At 34.9% G+C, this 21,250-nt stretch carries 28 protein-coding genes; 18 read left to right on the plus strand and 10 right to left on the minus strand.

Annotated features, from left to right (window positions below):
• Nucleotides 1–675 precede the first annotated feature (675 nt).
• A complete protein-coding gene (locus QQZ16_RS13315; RefSeq protein ID WP_031536939.1) occupies nt 676–1,191 on the minus strand; it encodes a superoxide dismutase family protein in 516 nt (171 codons plus the stop codon).
• Between the two features lie 129 nt (nt 1,192–1,320).
• Between QQZ16_RS13315 and QQZ16_RS13320 the strand changes: the two genes are divergently transcribed.
• Nucleotides 1,321–1,710 carry a kinase-associated lipoprotein B gene (locus tag QQZ16_RS13320; RefSeq protein WP_031536937.1) on the plus strand — a complete coding sequence of 130 codons (390 nt, stop codon included), beginning with the start codon at nt 1,321–1,323 and terminating at the stop codon, nt 1,708–1,710.
• A gap of 55 nt (nt 1,711–1,765) precedes the next feature.
• On the opposite strand, the gene kapD is transcribed toward QQZ16_RS13320, so the two are convergent.
• On the minus strand, nt 1,766–2,383 hold the full coding sequence (gene kapD / locus QQZ16_RS13325) for a 3'-5' exonuclease KapD (RefSeq protein WP_031536936.1): 618 nt from the start codon (nt 2,381–2,383) through the stop codon (nt 1,766–1,768).
• A gap of 331 nt (nt 2,384–2,714) precedes the next feature.
• Entirely contained in the window at nt 2,715–2,921 is a 207-nt protein-coding gene (locus tag QQZ16_RS13330; RefSeq protein WP_031536935.1) for a hypothetical protein, read from the minus strand.
• Nucleotides 2,922–3,153: 232 nt separating this feature from the next.
• Between QQZ16_RS13330 and QQZ16_RS13335 the strand changes: the two genes are divergently transcribed.
• The 9 genes from QQZ16_RS13335 (at nt 3,154) to QQZ16_RS13375 (ending at nt 9,822) form a co-directional block, all read left to right on the plus strand.
• The gene (locus tag QQZ16_RS13335) at nt 3,154–5,544 is read left to right on the plus strand and encodes a Na+/H+ antiporter subunit A (protein ID WP_031536934.1); all 2,391 of its coding nucleotides are present in this window, start codon (nt 3,154–3,156) and stop codon (nt 5,542–5,544) included.
• Nucleotides 5,531–5,956: a Na(+)/H(+) antiporter subunit B gene (locus tag QQZ16_RS13340; protein ID WP_031536933.1), complete on the plus strand. Its 426-nt coding sequence runs from the start codon at nt 5,531–5,533 to the stop codon at nt 5,954–5,956. Before QQZ16_RS13335 ends, QQZ16_RS13340 begins: the two co-directional genes overlap by 14 nt.
• Nucleotides 5,956–6,294: a Na(+)/H(+) antiporter subunit C gene (locus QQZ16_RS13345; protein ID WP_031536932.1), complete on the plus strand. Its 339-nt coding sequence runs from the start codon at nt 5,956–5,958 to the stop codon at nt 6,292–6,294. The genes QQZ16_RS13340 and QQZ16_RS13345 overlap by 1 nt, the downstream gene beginning before the upstream one ends.
• Nucleotides 6,287–7,759 (plus strand): Na+/H+ antiporter subunit D, encoded by a 1,473-nt coding sequence (locus QQZ16_RS13350; protein ID WP_031536931.1) that lies wholly within the window; start codon nt 6,287–6,289, stop codon nt 7,757–7,759. The genes QQZ16_RS13345 and QQZ16_RS13350 overlap by 8 nt, the downstream gene beginning before the upstream one ends.
• A 5-nt stretch (nt 7,760–7,764) precedes the next feature.
• Complete coding sequence (locus QQZ16_RS13355) at nt 7,765–8,241, plus strand: Na+/H+ antiporter subunit E (RefSeq protein WP_031536930.1); 477 nt, start codon at nt 7,765–7,767, stop codon at nt 8,239–8,241.
• A complete protein-coding gene (locus tag QQZ16_RS13360; RefSeq protein ID WP_031536929.1) occupies nt 8,241–8,528 on the plus strand; it encodes a Na(+)/H(+) antiporter subunit F1 in 288 nt (95 codons plus the stop codon). The genes QQZ16_RS13355 and QQZ16_RS13360 overlap by 1 nt, the downstream gene beginning before the upstream one ends.
• Nucleotides 8,509–8,871, plus strand: coding sequence for a monovalent cation/H(+) antiporter subunit G (mnhG, locus tag QQZ16_RS13365; RefSeq protein WP_031536928.1), 363 nt, complete (start codon nt 8,509–8,511; stop codon nt 8,869–8,871). The genes QQZ16_RS13360 and mnhG overlap by 20 nt, the downstream gene beginning before the upstream one ends.
• A 113-nt stretch (nt 8,872–8,984) precedes the next feature.
• Nucleotides 8,985–9,167, plus strand: coding sequence for a hypothetical protein (locus QQZ16_RS13370; protein WP_031536927.1), 183 nt, complete (start codon nt 8,985–8,987; stop codon nt 9,165–9,167).
• A gap of 265 nt (nt 9,168–9,432) precedes the next feature.
• On the plus strand, nt 9,433–9,822 hold the full coding sequence (locus QQZ16_RS13375; protein ID WP_031536926.1) for a hypothetical protein: 390 nt from the start codon (nt 9,433–9,435) through the stop codon (nt 9,820–9,822).
• Nucleotides 9,823–9,937: 115 nt separating this feature from the next.
• Here QQZ16_RS13375 and QQZ16_RS13380 read toward each other — a convergent pair whose 3' ends face one another.
• Nucleotides 9,938–10,135: a hypothetical protein gene (locus tag QQZ16_RS13380; protein WP_031536925.1), complete on the minus strand. Its 198-nt coding sequence runs from the start codon at nt 10,133–10,135 to the stop codon at nt 9,938–9,940.
• Complete coding sequence (locus tag QQZ16_RS13385) at nt 10,132–10,323, minus strand: hypothetical protein (protein ID WP_031536924.1); 192 nt, start codon at nt 10,321–10,323, stop codon at nt 10,132–10,134. Before QQZ16_RS13385 ends, QQZ16_RS13380 begins: the two co-directional genes overlap by 4 nt.
• Before the next feature lie 74 nt (nt 10,324–10,397).
• Here QQZ16_RS13385 and QQZ16_RS13390 point away from each other — a divergent pair, with 74 nt between their 5' ends.
• From QQZ16_RS13390 to QQZ16_RS13400, 3 genes are read left to right on the plus strand one after another with little or no spacing between them, the layout of a single operon-like run.
• Entirely contained in the window at nt 10,398–11,165 is a 768-nt protein-coding gene (locus tag QQZ16_RS13390; RefSeq protein ID WP_284561404.1) for a glucose 1-dehydrogenase, read from the plus strand.
• 48 nt (nt 11,166–11,213) lie between these two features.
• A complete protein-coding gene (locus QQZ16_RS13395) occupies nt 11,214–11,711 on the plus strand; it encodes a hypothetical protein (protein ID WP_031536922.1) in 498 nt (165 codons plus the stop codon).
• 2 nt (nt 11,712–11,713) lie between these two features.
• Nucleotides 11,714–12,727: an alpha/beta fold hydrolase gene (locus QQZ16_RS13400; RefSeq protein WP_031536921.1), complete on the plus strand. Its 1,014-nt coding sequence runs from the start codon at nt 11,714–11,716 to the stop codon at nt 12,725–12,727.
• 70 nt (nt 12,728–12,797) lie between these two features.
• Here the strand turns inward: QQZ16_RS13400 and QQZ16_RS13405 are convergent, their stop codons facing one another.
• Nucleotides 12,798–14,300, minus strand: a complete 1,503-nt coding sequence (locus QQZ16_RS13405; protein WP_031536920.1) for a leucyl aminopeptidase — start codon at nt 14,298–14,300, stop codon at nt 12,798–12,800.
• Between the two features lie 404 nt (nt 14,301–14,704).
• On the opposite strand from QQZ16_RS13405, the gene QQZ16_RS13410 reads away from it, so the two are divergent.
• Nucleotides 14,705–15,181 carry a divergent PAP2 family protein gene (locus QQZ16_RS13410; protein WP_031536919.1) on the plus strand — a complete coding sequence of 159 codons (477 nt, stop codon included), beginning with the start codon at nt 14,705–14,707 and terminating at the stop codon, nt 15,179–15,181.
• 132 nt (nt 15,182–15,313) lie between these two features.
• Here the strand turns inward: QQZ16_RS13410 and QQZ16_RS13415 are convergent, their stop codons facing one another.
• The gene (locus QQZ16_RS13415; RefSeq protein WP_235251729.1) at nt 15,314–16,027 is read right to left on the minus strand and encodes a 3D domain-containing protein; all 714 of its coding nucleotides are present in this window, start codon (nt 16,025–16,027) and stop codon (nt 15,314–15,316) included.
• Between the two features lie 339 nt (nt 16,028–16,366).
• On the opposite strand from QQZ16_RS13415, the gene QQZ16_RS13420 reads away from it, so the two are divergent.
• Nucleotides 16,367–17,359, plus strand: a complete 993-nt coding sequence (locus QQZ16_RS13420) for an NAD(P)/FAD-dependent oxidoreductase (protein WP_235248091.1) — start codon at nt 16,367–16,369, stop codon at nt 17,357–17,359.
• Nucleotides 17,360–17,530: 171 nt separating this feature from the next.
• On the opposite strand, the gene QQZ16_RS13425 is transcribed toward QQZ16_RS13420, so the two are convergent.
• Nucleotides 17,531–17,896 (minus strand): HesB/IscA family protein, encoded by a 366-nt coding sequence (locus QQZ16_RS13425; protein ID WP_031536916.1) that lies wholly within the window; start codon nt 17,894–17,896, stop codon nt 17,531–17,533.
• Nucleotides 17,897–18,141: 245 nt separating this feature from the next.
• On the opposite strand from QQZ16_RS13425, the gene QQZ16_RS13430 reads away from it, so the two are divergent.
• Complete coding sequence (locus QQZ16_RS13430) at nt 18,142–18,828, plus strand: DUF2225 domain-containing protein (protein WP_235248093.1); 687 nt, start codon at nt 18,142–18,144, stop codon at nt 18,826–18,828.
• A 50-nt stretch (nt 18,829–18,878) separates the two neighbouring features.
• On the opposite strand, the gene QQZ16_RS13435 is transcribed toward QQZ16_RS13430, so the two are convergent.
• Nucleotides 18,879–19,118, minus strand: a complete 240-nt coding sequence (locus QQZ16_RS13435; RefSeq protein WP_235248095.1) for a DUF1450 domain-containing protein — start codon at nt 19,116–19,118, stop codon at nt 18,879–18,881.
• Between the two features lie 253 nt (nt 19,119–19,371).
• On the opposite strand from QQZ16_RS13435, the gene QQZ16_RS13440 reads away from it, so the two are divergent.
• Complete coding sequence (locus tag QQZ16_RS13440) at nt 19,372–20,436, plus strand: NAD(P)/FAD-dependent oxidoreductase (protein ID WP_235248097.1); 1,065 nt, start codon at nt 19,372–19,374, stop codon at nt 20,434–20,436.
• 82 nt (nt 20,437–20,518) lie between these two features.
• Here the strand turns inward: QQZ16_RS13440 and QQZ16_RS13445 are convergent, their stop codons facing one another.
• A complete protein-coding gene (locus QQZ16_RS13445) occupies nt 20,519–20,842 on the minus strand; it encodes a DUF1462 family protein (RefSeq protein ID WP_048718480.1) in 324 nt (107 codons plus the stop codon).
• 151 nt (nt 20,843–20,993) lie between these two features.
• Here QQZ16_RS13445 and QQZ16_RS13450 point away from each other — a divergent pair, with 151 nt between their 5' ends.
• Complete coding sequence (locus QQZ16_RS13450) at nt 20,994–21,230, plus strand: NifU family protein (RefSeq protein ID WP_048718482.1); 237 nt, start codon at nt 20,994–20,996, stop codon at nt 21,228–21,230.
• The last annotated feature ends 20 nt before the right edge of the window (nt 21,231–21,250 follow it).

Raw genomic sequence — 21,250 nt, forward strand, 5'->3', positions numbered from 1 at the left:
TGCCTTACAGGGATTAAAAGGTTTTTAAAAAAAGAAAAAAACGAAATTTTGATGAAAGAAAATGTTTAGAAAGCGGATACAAAATTAAAAGTTTTATTTTATAAAAAGGGAGCTAAAAAAACTCCCACAAAAACTTGACTCAATCCAAAGACTATGTGATACTTACAATTCCATGTTGTATGTGCTAAACTGTTCATGTCCTTCATAAGGGCATACCTCCTTCTTGCGTGAGATAAAGTGGTCGGGAAACCAACTTTATCCTACCATGAAAGGAGGTTTTTTTGTTACCTCGCTATAAGCTCTCCGGAACCCCCGGCATAGCCAGGGGTTTTCGAAACCATCAATAAGAAACACGAACTTTCATGTAGTTAATATACATAAAAGTTCGTGTTTGTTGGTTTGGAATAAAGTTTAAAAAATGAAGTGGAATGGAGCGGAAGACACTCGACTCCTGCGGGAAATAAAGGCTGAGACCCCGCAGTGCAGCGAGGAGGCTTAGCTTCTTCCCCGGCGCATCGAGTGCCTGTAGCGCAATGGAACGACTTAGTTTTACACTTGACTATATTTAAAACATAGCTAATAGTCATGAGTAAGTAGCTATATTTAAGAGCTGAATTAGAGATTGTTCGTCTTTAAAGATTAGTTATTTAGTTTTGTCTCAGCCTCGTCTTTTTTCTATTTCTTCTTTATAGCACCACATGCAATTCTTTCACCAGAATCACCGGCTGGTTGTGTCATTCCATCATCCTGTTGTTCTGTAATAACAATAGAAGTTCCTTCCTTTGAAAACAATGATGTTTTACCATCTCTAAGTGTTACTTGTGGCGCCATAAGCTCTGCTTTTACTGTGCCATCTTCTTTCACCAAAATATTAGGTAAATCACCTGCATGGGCACCTTCTGGATGTAGCAATCCATGCTCTTTATTGTCTGGATTAAAATGATTTCCTGCAGATTTAAAATCAGGGGCATCACATTTATTTGTCTCATGAATATGAATACCATGAATCCCTGGAGTTAGGCCTTTTAAATCAAGTGCTAACTTCACTCCTGCCGATTGTTCTTGTAGCTCGATTGTTCCTAAAGAATCGCCCACATCATTATACATGACTACTTTTACTTTTGTAACTTCACCTGCCGCACAACCGGATAGGAAAAGGGGAATAATCGCCAATAAACACAGTTTTTTCATCTTTCTTCCTCCATAGACGGTTTGGTATTAGTATTTGAAAAAACTTCACTAATATGCAGTTTATTCTCGTTTATCAAAAAAAGATTATTTATGATACTATAAAAGGAAATAGCAGATGGAGGGATTTTCTTGTCAGAACTACCTATCGGTTCTATCGTGACCGCCTTTTATAAAACGGGAAAATATATAGGGGAAATAACAGATATACGACCACAAAGTTATTTAGTGCGTGTACTTGCTGTATTAAAACATCCAATGCAGGGAGATTTACATCATCCGAAAGAAGCAATGGTAGAGATTTTTCATGAACGAAAAGCACTTTCCTATCGGGAACAAATGAATGCTCCCAAAAAGATGGTTAAGCTATATTCGGAGGAAACAATCCCCGCTTATAACCAATCCTTGCAAGTAGCTTTAGAAAAAATGCGTCAAGAGCTTCAAAAAGACGATTCAGAATTTGCTGCGCTAAGCTTGAAAAACTTAGAAATACTTAATGCAGAATTTTATAAGTTATCTTAAGCATTACAATAGAAGTTCAAATAAAAAAAGACGAGGAATGATATCTTCGTCTTTTTTAAGCAAACTTATTAAGTAATTTGGACATGTCAATTAAATCTCCTATTGTTGGTGGATTGGACTTCCCCATATATTTTTTATCTTGTTCCACAAGTTTGAAAATATGGTATGTGGTTAATGCATCATCTAGCGCACGATGATGTTTTCCTGTTCCTTCCCTCCCATACTCCCTAACTGCTTTCCATAAGCCCGTTTGGTTTTTATCTCCAAAAAAGCGCTTATATTCCATGGACAAATCTACTTCCTTACAATGAAGCGTAAATGGAATGTGTGCTTTCTGACAATTATCCTTCAGCACTTTCATATCCATATTTCCCCATGTAACAATGGTATTTTGATATCCTGCGCAAACTTTCTCCAGTTTTTTCATTAAACCATTGAATGACATCCCATTATTTACTTGTTCTTGTGAAATATGTAGAAAAGATTTGCATCTCCTTGAGAGTGTTGAAAACTTACGGGGTGCTACATAAGAAGAAAACTGTTCCCTTATTGAATCATCTACAACGGCTACGATACCAACCTCAATAATTTCAGGATAAAACCCCTTAAACTTAATACTTTTCTCTGGCATGGTGAATTCAAAGTCAATAAATAAATACTGTTGCTTTTCCATTCTTTCACCTTCTTTTTCATCGATATTTCACATGAATCGTGCGTCTTTAGCAGTTCTTCCTTTTTGAAGAATATCTCCATTTTTTGTTTATCCTTAAGCTGATTCCGATATTTATCTACTTATTATTATAACAGAATATCACTTAACCTTTTTAATTTTCTGTATTTTTTCGGGAGTTTTTTTCAAGACTTTTTATACCAGTTCACTCAGCAATTATTTCCTCGCGAATGACCCATTAAAAAATCTTCTTCCTACACATATTTTTTTAGGCAATGTAAAACATAAAAGAGGGACACCCCTGATATTAAGGCTGTCCCTCTTATTTAAAGCTTTATTCTACTGCTATTTTGCGTATATATTCTCTTGGTTGAAAGGGAACCATCGTTTCTTCTAGAAAAAGGGAGTCTTCATCTTCTAGAAGTAAGAGCTCATCTAATGAATAAAATTCTCTTTTTTGAAAGCTATTCAAGAAAATCCCTACTAAGAGGCAAAAAGAAAATATACAAATGGAAATACATATTTTTGGTTTTATATTCATCTATTTAACCACCTCTCCATTAGTTTGAGCAAAAAGGTGGGTGTTTTACACAAAAAAACAAAAAAATTTTTTTGCAGTTTTAGACCTGTTTCTTCCTATTTAATAGCAAAGTTAATTGTCCAATAATTTTCAAGTTTCCTATGTGCATAGCGGTTTTTTTTGCGTTATACTTTATCATGTTCATTCATTTTCAAAGTCATTTTATTTAGATTTTGTTTAAGGAGGGTTTAATTTGTCTATTCTTCACTGGGTTGTACTTTCACCATTTTTATACACTCTATTGATTCCTATTGCATATAAATTGATGAAAAAAGTACATACGGGATGGTTTATATTACCACTGCCCATTCTACTGTTTATTTATTTCTGTAGCAATATTGGAGCGACGTCCAATTTACAGGCAAAAACAGAATCGATTGCATGGATTCCATCATTAGGTATTGACTTTTCAGTAAAATTAGATGGTCTTGGAATGCTATTTTCTCTTTTAATATCTGGAATTGGCGCACTTGTCATTCTTTATTCCATCTATTATTTGGATAAAAACAAAGAAAAGATTAATCAATTCTACGTGTATCTTCTCTTATTTATGGGGGCTATGCTTGGAGTTGTATTATCAGATAATTTAATTGCTCTGTATATGTTCTGGGAAATTACAAGTATTTCTTCTTTTCTTCTAATCGGTTTTTGGAATAATCGAAGTAATTCTCGTTATGGGGCTATTAAATCAATGGCAATTACGGTATTTGGAGGACTTTCTTTATTAGCTGGAATAATCCTGCTTTATATTATGACCGGGTCATTTACCATTTCAGAAATTATTACTATCGTCCAACAAGAATCTATCATTTCCCATCCGTTATTCATATTGGCTATGATTTGTATCTTACTTGGTGCTTTTACAAAATCTGCACAATTCCCATTCCACATTTGGCTACCAGACGCCATGGAAGCTCCAACTCCAGTCAGCAGCTACTTGCACTCCGCTACGATGGTAAAGGCTGGGATATATCTTGTAGCACGCTTAAGCCCTGTATTTGCAGTTTCTGGTTATTGGATTTGGATTGTATCACTTGTCGGGATTATCACCCTTTTGTACGGTTCATTCTTTGCTGTAAAGCAAGTGGACTTAAAAGGACTTCTTGCCTATTCAACAATTAGTCAGCTTGGTATGATTATGTCTTTATTAGGAATTGGTGCTGCTGGAGCACATTATAATAATGATAGTGTTTATTATGTTGCAACGGCAGCGGCAGTCTTCCATCTTGTCAACCATGCCACATTTAAAGGTAGTTTGTTTATGATGGTTGGTATTGTTGATCATGAAACCGGGACAAGAGATATTCGTCGTTTAGGTGGACTAATGAAAATAATGCCAATCACATTTGCCATTGCTTTGATTGGCTCGTTATCCATGGCTGGAATTCCTCCATTTAACGGATTTCTAAGCAAGGAGATGTTTTTTGCGAGCATGTTGAACATTCGTGAATTCAATATGTTTCAATTAGATACTTGGGGAGTTCTGTTACCCATTATCGCATGGATCGGTAGCATCTTTACATTCGTGTATAGTATGATTCTAGTCTTTAAAACCTTTACAGGGAGATATCAACCGGAAAAATTATCTACTAAGCCACATGAAGCACCAATGGGTATGCTAATTTCACCAATTGTATTAGTATCTCTTGTTCTAGTATTCGGACTGTTCCCAGGGTTACTAGCAAATACCATTCTATCTCCTGCTATAACTTCCATTTATGGCGGAGGCGTATATGATCTTCATATCTATCATTGGCATGGTTTCGAACCAGAACTATTTATGACGATTGGTGTCATTGTATTTGGGACAATCCTTTATTTAACTGTTAGAAAATGGGCTGTTATTTATCAATCTATTCCTGTTATATGGAATTCGATATATGATAAATTATTTGGGGAAACAGAAAATCTATTTAGTAGGATGACAAACAGATATATGACTGGTTCCCTTCGAACCTATTTATTTTATATCTTCACCTTTTTTATCCTTATCCTATCCTATACTTTATTTGCAAAGGATGGATTTACAATTGATACGCTTCGACTTGCGCCAATTGGAGGCTATGAAGTAGTTTTGTCACTTGTTCTTGTTGTTTCAGCTATTTCTATTTTGTTCTCTAAATCACGGTTAACTTCCATTATTCTTTTAGGTGCAGTCGGATATACGGTTTCTTTATTCTATGTAGTATTTCGGGCACCAGATCTTGCATTGACACAATTGGTAATTGAAACAGTATCAGTCGCCTTATTTTTACTATGTTTTTATCATTTACCACGGAACGCACGAAAAAAAGAAAGTATTCCTTTTAAATTGTCCAATGCAGTAATTTCTGTGTTAGTAGGACTCGTTATTATGCTTATTGCAATTGCTTCCTATAGCACAAAACTATTCGATTCCATTTCTCAATATTATGTGGAAAATACGTATTTAAAAGCGGCAGGAGAAAATATGGTAAATGTAATCTTAGTTGATTTCAGGGGATTTGATACGCTCTTTGAAATAGCGGTGCTTTCCATTGCTGCAATTGGTATTTATTCCATGATAACCTTGAGAATGGGGGGAAAGAAAAATGAAAATAAATAATTTAGTTTTACAAACCATCACAAAAGTCATTGTTTTTCTGATACTCCTATACTCTGTTGATCTCTTTTTTGCTGGGCATTATACACCAGGTGGAGGATTTATAGGTGGATTAATGGCAAGTGGAGCAATCGTTCTATTACTTATTACTTATGATATAAAATTTGTGAAGAAAATCTTCCCGATAAATTTTATCTATGTTACTGCAATTGGCCTGTTAATAAGTACCTTAACAGGTATGATTGCCGTATTATTTAACAAACCATTTTTAACGCATTTTTTTAATAAACATGCGCATTTGCCTTTATTAGGAGAAACGTCTCTTCATACTGCTGCGTTATTTGATCTCGGTGTTTTTTTAGTAGTAGTAGGCGTTACAATGACCATTATTCAAACGATTGGAGAGGATGACTAATGGAATTCTTAATGGCATTTATAATCGGAATTTTGTTTATGTGTGCGACTTATTTAATTCTTTCTAAGAGCCTATTGCGCATTATTATTGGAACAGGACTTCTTAGTCATGGGGTTCATTTATTATTATTAACAATGGGTGGACTTAAAAAGGGTGCTGCCCCTCTATTGGGACAGCACGCAGAAAGTTATGCTGATCCCTTACCTCAAGCGTTAATATTAACAGCCATAGTTATTAGCTTTGGTGTTACTTCTTTCTTATTAGTGCTTGCTTACAGAACTTATCAAGAATTAGGGACAGATAATATGGAGAAATTGAGAGGGAAAAAGTATGAGTAATTTAATTCTATTTCCAATTTTAATTCCTTTATTAACGGGAATTATTTTGATTTTCTTCTATAAGAAAATCATTTTACAACGCATTTTTTCCTTATTAAGCATTAGTGTTTCCATTATTGTTACATTATCTATGATTGAACAAATTAAAAATGCTGGAATTCAAACAGTAAATTTGAGTAATTGGGATGCTCCTTTTGGAATAACCATTGTTTCAGATATGGTATCTGCACTACTTGTGCTAACTACAAACATTATTGCATTTTGTTGCATCATTTATTCCTTTAAAGGAATGGAGAGAGAAAGGGAATCTTACTTTTATTACTCCATTATTCAATTTCTTTTAGTTGGCGTTATTGGTGCGTTCTCAACTGGCGATATCTTTAATCTATTTGTATTCTTTGAAGTAATGTTAATGGCTTCCTATGTACTACTCGTTCTTGGAAACACAAAAGTCCAGTTAAGAGAAACAGTAAAATATATAATTGTAAATGTTGTTGCATCTGCACTCTTTGTTATAGCTGTTGCCTACCTTTATTCTGTCGTGGGTACATTAAATATGGCTTTTATCTCAGAGCGCATTAGCGAAATAGGAGGAGCTGGAATATTAACAGTAATTGCTGTCCTTTTTCTAATCGTATTCGGATTAAAAGGAGCTATTTTTCCATTATTTTTCTGGCTTCCCGGCTCTTATAATGCAGCGCCAATTCCTATTCTTGCATTATTTGGAGCATTATTAACAAAGGTAGGAGTCTATTCCATTGTCCGAACTTACTCCTTATTCTTTTACGAAGATTCTTACGTCTTTTCGCTATTAGGCATTCTTTCCCTTATAACCATAATTTTAGGGGCTATTGGATCTATTGCTTATAACGACGTAAAAAAAATAATTATCTATAATATCGTTACTGCAATTGGGGTAATCTTGTTTGGATTCTCCACCTTTAATGCTGTTTCCCTTACCGGATCCATTTTTTATCTTTTACATGACATGATTATAAAAGGAGCTCTCTTCTTATTAATTGGCGTCATGATTTATATTACTGGTACTAGCAATTTAAAGTACATGGGCGGGTTAATGAAAAAATATCCTCTCCTAGCTTGGACCTTTTTCCTTGCAGCACTAGGTCTAGCAGGGATTCCACCACTAAGTGGCTTTGTCGGAAAATTACTTATTATACAAGGAGCATTTGAAGCAAGTAATTATATTGGAAGCTTTATTGTCGTTCTATCAAGTCTCTTTGTATTACTTTCTGTCATTAAAATATTTGTAAAAGGGTTTTGGGGAGAAGAATCAGATAATGTGATGAAAAAGCCTGTAAGAACACTTTTATTACCCGGCTGTATACTAGTTCTTCTTTCTGTCTTTATCGGAATTGGGGCAGAGGTGCTTTCACCCTATATTTCTTTAGCTGCTGAGAATCTGCTTCAGCCTGAAAACTATATACATGCTGTATTAAAGGAGTGATAACGATGGCATTTCAATTATTATTAAATTTTCTTATCAGTTTTATTTGGATGTTTCTGAAAGGCTCCTTCGCTCCAGATACGTTTCTAATCGGGTTCATAATTGGCTTGATTCTTATCTATATTACAAGAAGATTTTTCTCAGATAAGTTTTATTTATACCGGGTTGTCTCCATTTTAAAGCTTTTAGGTATCTTCTTGAGAGAGCTAATCCTTTCTAATATTGAAGTATTAAAGGTTATTCTACAGCCAAAGCTGAAGGTAACACCGGGAATTTTTGCATTGGAAACGGAATTAACGAAGGATTGGGAAATAACTGTACTTTGTAATCTAATTACCCTAACACCTGGAACACTTGTAGTGGATATTTCAGAGGATAATAAAATTCTCTATATTCATGCCATGGATATTAGTGATAAAGAGGCAACGATTAGTAGTATCAAACATAACTTTGAAAAAGCCATACAAGAGGTGAGTATTTAATGTTCCAAACTATCATGAACATATCCTTATTTATCGTCTCTATCTCAACCATTTTATTTATTTATCGGGTTGTAAAGGGACCAACCACTCCTGATAGAGTGGTTGCTCTTGATGCAATCGGAATAAACCTAGTAGCTATTACTGCTATTTTATCAGTAGTATTAAAAACGTCAGCCTTTTTGGAAGTTATTCTTCTCATAGGTATTTTAGCTTTTATCGGGACAGTAGCTTTTTCTAAGTATCTAGAGAAAGGAGAAATTATCGAAAATGACCGAGACAATCATTAACATTATTATCGCTGTTCTTATTCTCCTTGGAGCCCTGTTAAGCCTTGTTGCAAGCATTGGAGTATTGCGCCTTCCAGATGTTTACACAAGAAGCCATGCAGCGTCCAAATCAGCAACTCTAGGGGTAATGTGTATCCTTCTTGGTGTATGTCTTTATTTTTTTCAGGCAGAACAAATTTTTAATTCTCGCTTAATTCTTGCGATTGCTTTTATTTTCTTAACTTCTCCAGTTGCAGGACAGCTTATTATTCGTGCTGCATATAATAGTAAAATACCAATGGCGGATGTAACAATTAGAGATGATTTAAAACAGGCAAAAGAGGCAGCCGCAAGGGAAAAATGAGTCCATCATTTCCCATTACTAACTGTTGCTTAGGATAGGGTAAACAATGAACTAATAGCGAATAATAATCAAGTCCTTTCTTAGGACCAAATCCATTAGAGGAGTGCCACAAAATGACGCATATTCGTGAAGGATTAATCCCTACTGTCCTTGGAACAGCTGTTACAACAGCCGGAATGGTAATGAAGCAAAATCGAAAAATTGATTCGATGATCTCCAATACAGTGTTCGGTTTTGGACTAGCCCACATCGTGCTCGGAACAATTGACCTAATCGAACACCGCCACAACTTTTAAGTAAGACGTATGGCGTGGAATTAGCTTTCCTAAGATACAGGAAGCAAGGCTTAATCCATGATTGACTTATCCATAGGGAACAGGCATTTAATTATACCATGATTCCCATGAATATAAGAAAAGACTATATAAAGACTTGAAATCATGAACGGTTATTTTAACCTGTAAATGATCTCAAGTCTTTATTTTTCTCTCGATACATATTTTACTTCTATTAAGAATAGGCTTTAAGAAGTGAAATGATTGATTATTCTGTACGAAAGGAATGTCCAGTATGTACCAAGCCCTTTTTTATCACCGCAATACGTATACTCCTGCAGCATTCCATCCATATCTTCATTATCCTATCTATTTTCGTGAATTTCCTGAAGTAAATCCTGCTAAGTTTATTGATTCTGCTAAAGACACATTAAATCTTTTATCCGATGCCGAAGCCTGTATAAAGCAGTTAGCTAATTCCTACGAATTCTCTAAAAACATAATGAGTGCAGCCCAATTATCTAAAACAGATACAATGGAACAATTATTTAAATCTATTGGTATGAAGGAAACACCTAAAATTTCCTATAATCCAGATGGCTTAACATTAAACTTTGATCACAAAAATAATCCTCCCAATTGCTGCTTTTTATCTGTTCAATTAAGATGGCGGTAAAAAATTTTTGCTAATGGATTCTTTCAGACTGCTTATAGGTGCAGACTGAAAGAATCAAAAACCAGGTCACACTAAATCGTCTTTACAAACATGTATAAAATTTCAAATTTGCTTTTTAGTAATAAGGATACGGTCCATAAGGCACTGGTCCATACGGAACAGGTCCATATGGTACTGGACCATAGAACGGTCTAGGTCTTACTAAAGCTCCTCCTAGAACTCCTCCTAATAAGCCACCCACAAATGGTGCTGCAAACCAAACTCTTGAATCTTGTTGCGGATATTGATATCGATATGGATAACCGTGCATCATTCGCAATTACCTCCACTCTCTTTATACTTTTTTCTCTCTACTCTATTTTCTATGCGAATGTCCCCTTTTTGGACTGGGCTATTGCCTTTAACAGCTAAATTTCTTCTAACATGAATTCTCTCTAATTTAACTAAATCATGTAGACGAACATTTAAAGTGAGATACAGGTTAGGCATAGGTAAATCCATCAATTTATTCACCCTTAGGACATTGCTTGTCTATACTATATGGAATAGATGTAGCAGGAGGAATGGTAAATAAAATGAATTCACTATTTGATTTAATGAATCAAACAGCAATCATTACTGGAGGTAGTCGTGGGTTAGGAGAACAAATGGCAGACACATTAGGAAATGCAGGGGCAAATATCGTCATTTGTTCTAGAAATGTAGAGCAATGTGCAAAAACAGCTGCTAAATTACAGGATAAAGGAATTAATGTGTTAGCCCTGTCTTGCGATGTTTCCCAAAAAGAGGATATTGAACAGGTTATTAGTAAAACAATCGAGAAATTCGGAACAATTGATATCTTAGTTAATAACAGTGGCACTTCTTGGATTGCGCCTTTTTTAGATTACCCTGAGGACAAATGGGACAATGTACTCGATGTAAATGTTAAAGGGACTTTTTTATTTTCACAGGCAGTCGCTAAAAAAATGGCAGAACAAAACCACGGAAAAATCATTAATATTTCCTCTGTTACGGCATTTAGCGGGACACCACCACAGCTATTAGACGCGATAGCATATAACACTAGTAAAGGGGCTCTTATTACGTTAACAAAAGAATTAGCAATTAAATTAGCACCATACAATATTCAAGTAAATGCGATTGCCCCAGGATTTTTTCCAACAAAAATAACGACAGTATTCGAAAATCATAAAAAGCAAATTAGTGCAAAAATTCCAGCAGGACGTTTAGGTAAACTAAATGATTTAGACGGAATCATTCTTCTTTTATCAGGAGAAGCATCTAATTATATCACTGGACAAATTATCGCTATTGATGGTGGACTTTCTTCCATACTGTAAAAAGCTTCTGTAGATGTTCAAAAAAAGAAAAGAAAGAGGGATAAGAAAATGGCTCATGTTACAATCGACTTTTATGAGTTATTAAAAAAAGGTGGAAACCTACTGCAATATCGGATAAATAACCGAATCAAAAATAGTTTAAATCAAATGTCTATCATTGATTTTACAAGTACAAAAACAAACCCATTAACAAACAAGCTTGATCAGATTCAAAACTACTCAGAACAATTAAGTAATTATATCAATCTTCCTACCAAAACAGATTTAGCAAATGCTACCCAATTAATTATTCAATCAGAAGAGAAAATTGATAATCTTGATGATCAATTGTATGAATTGACTAATATGATGAGAGAAGTAAAGCAATTAATAGAGCAATTAAGCTTTAGTCCATCCGATGATTATTCCTTACAGTTATCAAATAAAATGACAGAACAAGAACAAAGAATTTCCACACTGCAATATGAATTATCACAAGCAAAACAACAATTAGAATTACAAAAAGATGAAATCAGCCACTCCACTTTTCCTAATCAGGCGATATAATTATGGCAAAAAAAAATCTAGCAAATTTTATTCATACATTATCATATGACCCAGTTGTTGGACAAACAGAAAGGTATGCAATATGGAAAAAAAATAAAGCGACATTATGGTACTACCCTTCCAAAAAAAGAAAATTCAAAGAATCTATCTATCTTATTTATTCTATTGTCAATAAACCATATATTCTCGACTTAGGCCCTTCCATGAGTTTAATTGAGGCATTTAATAATGCAGGATATGATGCATATTTAATCGATTTTGGGATACCAGCATATGAAGATCGCCATCTAACAATTGATGATTATATAACAAAGTATATTCAACCAGGATTCAATCGGGCAATGCGACATGCAGACTCAGATTCCTTCACCGTCATTGGCTTTTGTCTAGGAGGTACACTTGCTACTATATTCTCCGCATTAGATAATGCTAATATAAAAAATCTCGTCCTTGCCGTTTCTCCAATCGATTTTTCTGCTTTTCCAGATTACGATAATTGGCTAAAAGCACTTCGCGAAGAGGAATTACACTTTGATAAACTTATTGATAAAATGGGAGTTATTCCTCCAGAATCGGTAAAATACGGGACTAGGCTGCTTGTGGCACCTGTGTCCTTTAGTCATTATTTAGCTCTTCTAAATCGCTCTGGGGAGAAAAACTACACGGAAAAATGGGCAAGGATGAATAAATGGACACTGGATCACATTCCAGTTGCCGGAGCAACACTTAAGCAACTTATGAACGACTTTGTAAGGGACAATAAAATGATTGAGGGTGGATTAACCATTCATGGAGAAGAAGTTAATTTATCAAAAATCGAATCCAATCTTCTCGTATTTTCAACAAAGAATGATCCCCTTGTTCCAAGTTCCCTCTGTGAACCAATCATGAATCTTGTCTCAAGCAAAGATAAATCCTTTGTTTTATTTGAAGGAGGTCATGCAGGTCTCGTTGCACATTCACATATGCCAGAACCAATGGAAAATTGGCTTAGAATTCATAGTACTCCCATTTAATTATAAGCCAAGAACCCCCTCACTAAAAATGGACGGGGTTCTTTTGCTGCTTATTTTTATTTTGCTATTGTTATTTCGTACTTTCAAATCTTTCTACAAATAGCGCAAGGGTTCTTGTCATTGCACCAGTTGCACCTGGCTGGCCTAAATCTGTTGCTTTACTTTGTGTAGAAGTTCCAGCAATATCTAAATGTACCCATGGAGTTTCTTCTGCAAATTCGCCAATAAATGCGCCACCCATAATCGCATGGCCAGCACCTCCTGGTGAATTATTTAAATCAGCTATTGGACTATTACGTACCAATTTTTTATGGCTTTCAAATATAGGTAGTCTCCACATTTGCTCTCCAGCTTCATAAGAAGCTTCTAACACTTTTTCAAATAAAGATTCATTGTTCGTCATTGCCCCTGTTGTTTCCATACCTAGTGCCGTAATTACACCACCAGTGAGGGTTGCAACATCAACAAGATAATTAGCGCCATGATGTTTCGCATAGGTTACTGCATCTGCTAAAACTAAGCGTCCTTCTGCATCTGTATTTAATACTTCTATCGTTTTTCCACTCATCGATGTAATGACATCATCTGGTTTAAACGCATGGCCGCTTATCATATTATCAGTCGATGGAATTACTGCAACAACATTTTGTTCTGGTCTTAGTTCACCAATAACTTCCATTGCACCAAGGACAGCTGCTGCTCCACCCATATCTGTTTTCATACCGACAATACCTGTTTTTGTCTTGATAGAATAGCCGCCTGTATCAAAAGTGATTCCTTTTCCTACTAAGCCTATTACATCTTCCCACTTTTCTTTTCCCTGGTATTTCAGCACAATCATTTTAGGTGGCTCTGTTGAACCTTGGTTAACTGCAAGGAGTGCACCCATACCAAGCTTTAGCATATCTTCTTTTTCTAAAATTTCTGCTTCAAATCCATATTTTCCTGCTAATTCTAATGCATAATTAGCTAAATCTGTAGCTTTTAACATATTGCCTGGTAGATTAACGAGTGTACGTGCTGAGTTTGTCGCCTGTCCATACACATACCCTACTGTAAGTGCTGCCGAAACCGCCTCTTCTTCCGCGTTGCTATATACCGTTATTTCCTCTATCTTCTTTTCTGGCTCATTTGACTTTTGCTTATAGCCGACAAATTCATAGGTTGCTAGACCAAATGCCTCACTAGATGCATGAGCAACATCCTCTGCTTCATTTTCTTCCGTAACAAAGGAATCTAAATAAATGGCCGTTTCCACCCATTTTTCTTTTGTAATACGTTTAAATGTTGCCCCAAATATTTCTTTAAGTTCGTCAAAAGAAAGCTCTTTTTCTTTTCCTAATCCAACAAAAATAATTCGTTTTGCTCCAATTTTCCCAAAAGTATGTATAACAGTAATGGATTTTTTCTTTGCTGAAATATCTCCATCTTTTACTAGAGTGGTTAACTCTCCATCAAAAAGTTCATCTAATTGCTGAAGCTTTCCTTCTAATTTAATAGATTTGTCAAAAAGGCCGACAATAATACTTTCATGGTTATTTTGAAAATCCCATTCTTTGTGATAAGAAAACATATTTCCATTCCTCCATTCTATTTCTTCCTTTATTATAACGAATTTATACAACATTTCGTATACCTAATTACTTTTCTTCCTTTCAACCTTAAAATATTAACGGATTTTTTTCGATTTTAAGTAGAAAGCACGATATTTGGTTATGTTATAATAAGATAAGTGGAAACATTCCTTATAAGCAAGGATAATGCTGTCCTCAATAATTTTAAAAATGGAATTGCATTTTCTTCTCTCAATCGCTCAGAAAAAACAGAAAAAAATCATTCCACTCTCTATTTTCTATGCTCCACTGTCTACCTCCTTATTTCCATTAATATTCCTTATATGAAAGATTAGTAATGCGTTAAATAAGGTATACATACTAAAAGTACAGATTCTACAACAGAAATGATGAGGTGTTATTTATGGAATTACTAGCTAACTTCCCTTTATTTGCGAGCCTAATTGCAATTTTTTTCGCACAATTTGTCAAAGTACCGATTACTTTTTTTGTTACCAAAAAAATTGATTGGTCTCTGTTAACTAGTACTGGAGGCATGCCAAGCTCTCATTCAGCTGCTGTAACTGCCCTTTCAACTGCTATTGCTCTTCAAACAGGATTGGATTCACCGATTTTTGCTGTTGCAGCGATTTTTGCCATTATCACCATGTTTGATGCTACTGGTGTAAGAAGGCAAGCAGGGGAACAAGCAATCGTTTTAAATCGCTTAGTAAACGATTTTAATAAATTTTTAAATGATGCAAAGGGATGGCAAAACAAACCAGAACAAGAGAAAAGAAAAGAATTAAAAGAATTATTGGGACATAAACCTATAGAGGTGTTTTTCGGAGGAATAACGGGCATCTTATTAACGCTGCTATTACATATGCTTATTTATTAACAGCTCCTACTTATAAAAGTAATTATATAAAAAAGGATGCCTTAGAGGCAGTATTCCAAACAAGTTATGTACATTTGCTTGGAATACTGTCTTTTTAGGACATCCTTTTGGATTATGTGTGATGTATTTTGCTTATTTATTTTCTGCCTTCGTATACTGTTGACGGAATACTTGCATCGATTCTTCTTCATTCAATGCACTTAATGTCTCTTCTGTTAATTTACCTTTACCCATTTCTACTATGTATACATCTAGTGTTTTCTTTCCCCATTGGCTATAGACATCTTGTACTGTTTCATAGTATAAATCTACTTTATTTCCATTAATTGCTGAACCAGTATCAGCAACTACTCCAAATCCATAATCAGGGATGAAAAGAATTGTCCCAATCGGAAATACACTTGTATCTGCTGCAATGGTACTATATAAATCTCTTTTTACTTTTACACCTGAATACGTAATCCCAAATTGGGGGTGACCTGGGTTCTTCCCAGTTGATTCATATCCAGCCGTATAACCAGTCGCTACAACTCGCCTTGTTGGATATTGTGACCAATCTTTCATATTTTCCAACAATGGTGGCTTCCCCGCAACCTCTTTACTGGAGGAGATTTGTGTTTTCTCCACCAATGCTTTTTTAAAACTCTTTAATGCTACCCCAATTTGCTTTATTGTATGATCAAACTGACCGTTCGTCTCGCTTGCCTCTGATTGTTCATAATTATTATTACTAAAATTTATCGCACTTGCCTTAACACCTGATATTGACTGAAATGTAGTTAGTAGAGCTGCCATAAAAAGTAGCACCATTCCTACTCTTCTTAAAAACCTTTTATAAAAATTCATATTTTTCACTCCTCCCAAAACTATTCATTTCCCATATTCAAAGAATTTATTCATAAATAGTTAAAAAGAGGAACTTTTCTCCTAGTAAAATACCAAAAAAAGCTAAAAAACTAGGTGCTTAACTCTCTTAAACACTAAATTTTTTTATATTTGTACCACTAATCAAAATGAATAGAGCATAACGGAATAAAAACAAATTATAGTAATTTTTCTATTAATAAAAAGGAAAAGTGTGGACCTAGATTACTAAAAAAACTAAGTTTAAAAAAGTGAGAAATCATAATCATTATGATATGATAGCTTGTAGATTGAATCTTTTTGTAGGAGGGTTTTAGAAAATTGGAAGAAAATCAAACCATTTATGATATAACAGTTATTGGTGGTGGGCCAGTTGGAATGTTCACTGCTTTCTATGGAGGGATGAGACAAGCAACCGTTAAGATTATCGAAAGTCTCCCTACACTTGGCGGCCAGCTGACAGCGCTCTATCCTGAAAAATATATATACGATATTGCGGGCTTCCCAAAAATTCGCGCCCAAGAGTTAGTAGATAATTTAGAAGAGCAAATGAAAAAATTTGAGCAGTCCATTGTGTTGGAACAAGCTGTTCAAACGGTTGAAAAGCAAGGGGATGGTGTATTCAAAATCACTACAGATAAGGAAGTCCATTATTCCAAAACCATTATTATAACTGCTGGAAATGGAGCATTTCAGCCTCGTAAATTAGAATTGGAGCAAGCGAAAGATTTTGAAGGAAAAAACCTTTATTACTTCATCAATGACTTAAATCATTTTGCAGGTAAAAAAGTAATGGTATTTGGCGGTGGAGATTCTGCTGTAGATTGGGCATTAATGCTAGAGCCCATTGCTGATACAGTTTATTTAGCACATAGACGTGATAAATTCCGTGCACATGAGCATAGTGTAGAAAATCTTAAAAATTCAAAAGTTAACATTAAAACACCTTATATTCCGTCTGAATTAGTTGGAGATGAGGAGATTAAACAAGTTATTCTTGAGAATGTAACTACACAAGAAAAAGAAATTATTGATGTAGATGCAGTCATCGTAAACTACGGATTTGTTTCTTCTTTAGGTCCAATTAAAGAATGGGGCTTTGACATTCAAAAGAACTCTATTGTTGTTAACAGCAAAATGGAAACAAATATTCCAGGGATTTATGCAGCTGGTGACATCTGCACATATGATGGAAAAGTTAAATTGATCGCTACTGGATTTGGCGAAGCACCTACAGCTGTCAATAATGCGAAAACATATATGGATCCAAAGGCACGAGTACAGCCGCTTCATAGTACTTCATTATTTAAGTAAAAAGAAGAATTATTTAAAGACTGATGATAATCGTTCCCTTTCTGAAAAGGAATGTGATTACACTCAGTCTTTTATTTATCTATCTAGAAATTAAAAAAACACCACTAATCATTCAAGATCCCTCTAACTGAGGGTTTCAATCCTGATATAGTGATGTTTTTTTATTTTATATTAGCATTCCTCAGGTGTCCCAGCCACTTTCGCTGTACGGAAAGATGACCCACAACCACATGAGGCAATCGCATTAGGATTGTCGATGGTGAAGCCTCCACCCATCAGGGATTGCTTGTAATCGATTTTTGTACCCTTTAAGATTGGACCATCATTTTGATCTACTAATACACGAATACCAAATTGCTCAAACAATTGGTCATTTTCTTCTTTTTCCGGTGAGAAGCCCATTCCATAAGATAATCCACTGCAGCCTCCACCTTTTACTGCTACTCTTAAATAAGAATTTTCTTCCTCATTTTCCTTCATCATTTCTTTTATTTGAAGAGCAGCGGCTTCTGTTATGTGTACGATTTCTTCTGTCACTGTACATTCTCCTTTCGTCCTTTTATTATTTTCTATTATATACCTCCCTTTAAAACTACTCAACTGAATGAAACGGAGTAAAAGATTGGTAATAATATCTTTTCTCCTTTATTTGCTTTCCTTCACACACAAACAAGGACTATATACCTATTTATAATATTTATATAGGAAAAAATACTTAAACAGATGTATAATTAGGATATATACAACATGAAATTATACCTATCGATAAAGGAGGGAGACGCTTGAATAAGATCAAACCATTATTTGACAAACAATGTACTTGTTTACTTTGCCAAACTAAGTTTACTACAAAGAAATTGCGTACAAGATTTGTTAAATTGAATAAAATGGATTCAGATTTCTTTCCTATCTATGATGAGCATAATCCACTCCTTTATTACATAAATGTGTGCCCAGCTTGTGGTTTCTCTTACAGTGATGACTCCAGTCGTTATTTTTCACAAGAAGGCAAGATGGCACTTATTGAAAAAGTTAGTTCCCACTGGATTCCATATTCATTTGATAAGGAACGGAGTATAGAGGATAGTATTAAAACATATAAATTAGCTGCTTATTGTGCTTCTGTACGAAAGGAAAAACATATTACCGTCGCTGGTCTATATCTCCGCATTGCATGGCATTATCGCATGCTAAATAATACAGAACAGGAAATCCGTTTTATTAACCTTGCATTATCAGAATATGAAACTTCCTATTCCATTGGTGATTACCAAGGTACCAAAGTATCTGAACTAAGGACTATTTATTTAATAGCAGATCTTTCAAAGCGTACAAATAACTTAGAGAAAGCTACTAAGTTTTATTCGAAAGTAATCGAACAGCAGAATAGGACCGTTGAAACACAAATTGTGAAGCTAGCTAAAGAGAGCTGGCAGGAAATGCGTGACAGCCAAAAAACCTTCATATGAAATCATATCTATCAGTGGAATCTGTTACCACTCACTCACTGATAGATTTTTTATGCAAATGGGTGCTCCGCTAAATACTGATATACCTTTTTCACAAGTTCTTGTGAATCTTCCCCTTTTATTATTTCTCCATCTACCAAAGCAAAGCATGACTCCCCGCAATGTCCACAGTAACCTAAGCAGCCATAATCAATTACATCTAAAGAATCATCCTGCTCAAGAATTTCCTTTGCTTCCATTGCTCCAGATGCAAGGTTGCTGAGGCAGAATTCAATTAGTGGTTTAAACAATTCAGCTCACCTCTTTCTTACAATTATACTAGGTTTTCGTGTAGCTTAAGCAAAGAATGTCCAATTATCCAATAAGAAAAAAATTTTGAAATATAGTGCTGCAAACATGATGAACTGCAAAGGAAAAGTCATTTTCCTTCTGTAAATATGAATAAACCGTCCTAACCCTTTAATATACTCTATAAGGAGACAGCTCCGACTTTAATGAACTATTTCATACAATAGATACCGATAATTGTTAAGGGGGGAAAGAATGAAAAAATTAGTAATATTAGGCGGTGGGTATGGTGGAATGCAACTTTTATCCTCCATAATACCCCATTTACCATATAATCTAATGGTCATATTAATAGATAAAGTTCCTTTTCATTTTCTTAAAACGGAATATTACGCTATTGCTGCTGGAACTGTTCAAGATCAAAGCCTACAAATTCCTTTTCCTAAACACCCTCAAGTCAGTATTATACAAGCAGAAGTAGAAAAAATTGATTTGGAAAAAAATAAGGTATGGTTATCTGATGGAAATCCAATTGCATATAATGATCTAATTATTGGGCTTGGCTGTGAAGACGATTATCATCAAGTGGAGGGAGCAGATAAATACACACATAGTATTCAAACAATTAGCAAGTCTAAACATACACATAAACATCTTCAAGGCTTGCCCGATAATGGAAAAGTGGCAATTATCGGCGGTGGGCTAAGTGGTGTTGAATTAGCTGCCGAGCTAGCAGAAAGCAAAAAGCTACAAATAGCATTATTTGATCGAGGAAATGCCATTTTATCCGCCTATCCAAAAAAGGTAAGAAATTATGTTGAACGATGGTTTGAGACAAAAAAAGTTATCGTTTATAAAAACAGTGAAATTACTCGCATCGAAGAGAATCTTGTTTATAATCACGGAAGCCCCATGCCTTTTGACTGTATCGTATGGACTGCAGGAATCCAGCCAAATAAAATTGTACGTGCGTTAGACGTAGAAAAGGATAAGAAAGGAAGAATTTTTCTCTCCAAATATCATCACCTTCCAAGTAATGAACATGTATTTGTTGTAGGAGATTGTGCTAGTTTAAATCATCCTCCTAGTGCACAGCTTGCTCGAGGACAGGCAGAGCAAATTGCCTTTGTCCTCATTTCTAAATGGCAAGGTAAATTGCTTCCGTATCATATGCCTCCTATCAAGCTAAAAGGTGTACTTGGCTCTTTAGGAAAAAAAGACGGCTTTGGGCTTATCGCCAAAACCGCTCTAACTGGAAGAATTCCACGTTTAATAAAGCATGGTGTCCTTTGGAAGGATAAAATAAAAAAAGCAAAATAACCGATTAATAAAGGAGAGCCGTTTTTAATTGATACACTCTATTCTTTATCACATTTTAAAAACGACTCTCCTTCCCTTTCGTCTATATGCTCGTATATCCATATTTCTCGAATTCTGCATAAATTATCTTTAACTTAGGATTTCCTTCTCCAACTATTTCTCCCTCGACGACGACGACTGGATAAAATAAGTCTTCCTCTATTATCTTCCGACAAAATTCATTTTTTTCTTCTTCATAATTTGCTTGAAATATATCATAATAATTAATTTGAAAGGTTTGTTCTGGAAACTTTCTGCTCAATGCTGCTTGAAGCCACTCATACGTGTCTTTTGAAGATGGCAGATTAACACAGCTCGCACAAATTTGATCTGCCCCATAAATACTTACTTCAATCTCTTTTTTCAAAAGATTCCCTCCCTAACTGTCTATTTCTTCTTTTACTGTTATCGTATTGTTTTAAATAAATCCATTTTTTGTTTATCAATTCATGTTTCTTGATTATAGATTTTTCATCCTAATGTGATTATAATAAATAATAGGAAAGGAGTCGATATGTATGCAAGAATTAGAAATGAAAGAACAAGTACAAGAAGTACTCGATAAATTACGTCCATTCCTTTTAAGAGATGGCGGAGACTGTGAATTAGTTGATGTAGAGGACGGCATTGTTAAACTGCGCTTACTTGGCGCATGCGGAAGCTGCCCAAGCTCTACCATTACTTTAAAGGCTGGTATTGAACGTGCTTTATTAGAAGAAGTTCCAGGAATTTATGAAGTAGAGCAAGTATTTTAATCTTTACAATATGGAGAAGT

The sequence above is a fragment of the Bacillus sp. T2.9-1 genome (assembly GCF_950097965.1).
GTDB classification, from domain to species: Bacteria; Bacillota; Bacilli; order Bacillales; family Cytobacillaceae; genus Niallia; species Niallia hominis.

Coding starts and splice junctions, on each gene's coding strand:
- QQZ16_RS13355 (WP_031536930.1), top strand. CDS start 7,765: ATGGCATTTCAATTATTATTAAATTTTCTTATCAGTTTTATTTGGATG.
- QQZ16_RS13395 (WP_031536922.1), top strand. CDS start 11,214: ATGGCTCATGTTACAATCGACTTTTATGAGTTATTAAAAAAAGGTGGA.
- QQZ16_RS13385 (WP_031536924.1), bottom strand. CDS start 10,323: ATGGATTTACCTATGCCTAACCTGTATCTCACTTTAAATGTTCGTCTA.
- QQZ16_RS13410 (WP_031536919.1), top strand. CDS start 14,705: ATGGAATTACTAGCTAACTTCCCTTTATTTGCGAGCCTAATTGCAATT.
- QQZ16_RS13315 (WP_031536939.1), bottom strand. CDS start 1,191: ATGAAAAAACTGTGTTTATTGGCGATTATTCCCCTTTTCCTATCCGGT.
- QQZ16_RS13390 (WP_284561404.1), top strand. CDS start 10,398: ATGAATTCACTATTTGATTTAATGAATCAAACAGCAATCATTACTGGA.
- QQZ16_RS13330 (WP_031536935.1), bottom strand. CDS start 2,921: ATGAATATAAAACCAAAAATATGTATTTCCATTTGTATATTTTCTTTT.
- QQZ16_RS13415 (WP_235251729.1), bottom strand. CDS start 16,027: ATGAATTTTTATAAAAGGTTTTTAAGAAGAGTAGGAATGGTGCTACTT.
- QQZ16_RS13340 (WP_031536933.1), top strand. CDS start 5,531: ATGAAAATAAATAATTTAGTTTTACAAACCATCACAAAAGTCATTGTT.
- QQZ16_RS13450 (WP_048718482.1), top strand. CDS start 20,994: ATGCAAGAATTAGAAATGAAAGAACAAGTACAAGAAGTACTCGATAAA.
- QQZ16_RS13345 (WP_031536932.1), top strand. CDS start 5,956: ATGGAATTCTTAATGGCATTTATAATCGGAATTTTGTTTATGTGTGCG.
- QQZ16_RS13405 (WP_031536920.1), bottom strand. CDS start 14,300: ATGTTTTCTTATCACAAAGAATGGGATTTTCAAAATAACCATGAAAGT.
- QQZ16_RS13400 (WP_031536921.1), top strand. CDS start 11,714: ATGGCAAAAAAAAATCTAGCAAATTTTATTCATACATTATCATATGAC.
- QQZ16_RS13350 (WP_031536931.1), top strand. CDS start 6,287: ATGAGTAATTTAATTCTATTTCCAATTTTAATTCCTTTATTAACGGGA.
- QQZ16_RS13380 (WP_031536925.1), bottom strand. CDS start 10,135: ATGATGCACGGTTATCCATATCGATATCAATATCCGCAACAAGATTCA.
- QQZ16_RS13375 (WP_031536926.1), top strand. CDS start 9,433: ATGTCCAGTATGTACCAAGCCCTTTTTTATCACCGCAATACGTATACT.
- QQZ16_RS13440 (WP_235248097.1), top strand. CDS start 19,372: ATGAAAAAATTAGTAATATTAGGCGGTGGGTATGGTGGAATGCAACTT.
- QQZ16_RS13360 (WP_031536929.1), top strand. CDS start 8,241: ATGTTCCAAACTATCATGAACATATCCTTATTTATCGTCTCTATCTCA.
- kapD (WP_031536936.1), bottom strand. CDS start 2,383: ATGGAAAAGCAACAGTATTTATTTATTGACTTTGAATTCACCATGCCA.
- QQZ16_RS13370 (WP_031536927.1), top strand. CDS start 8,985: ATGACGCATATTCGTGAAGGATTAATCCCTACTGTCCTTGGAACAGCT.
- mnhG (WP_031536928.1), top strand. CDS start 8,509: ATGACCGAGACAATCATTAACATTATTATCGCTGTTCTTATTCTCCTT.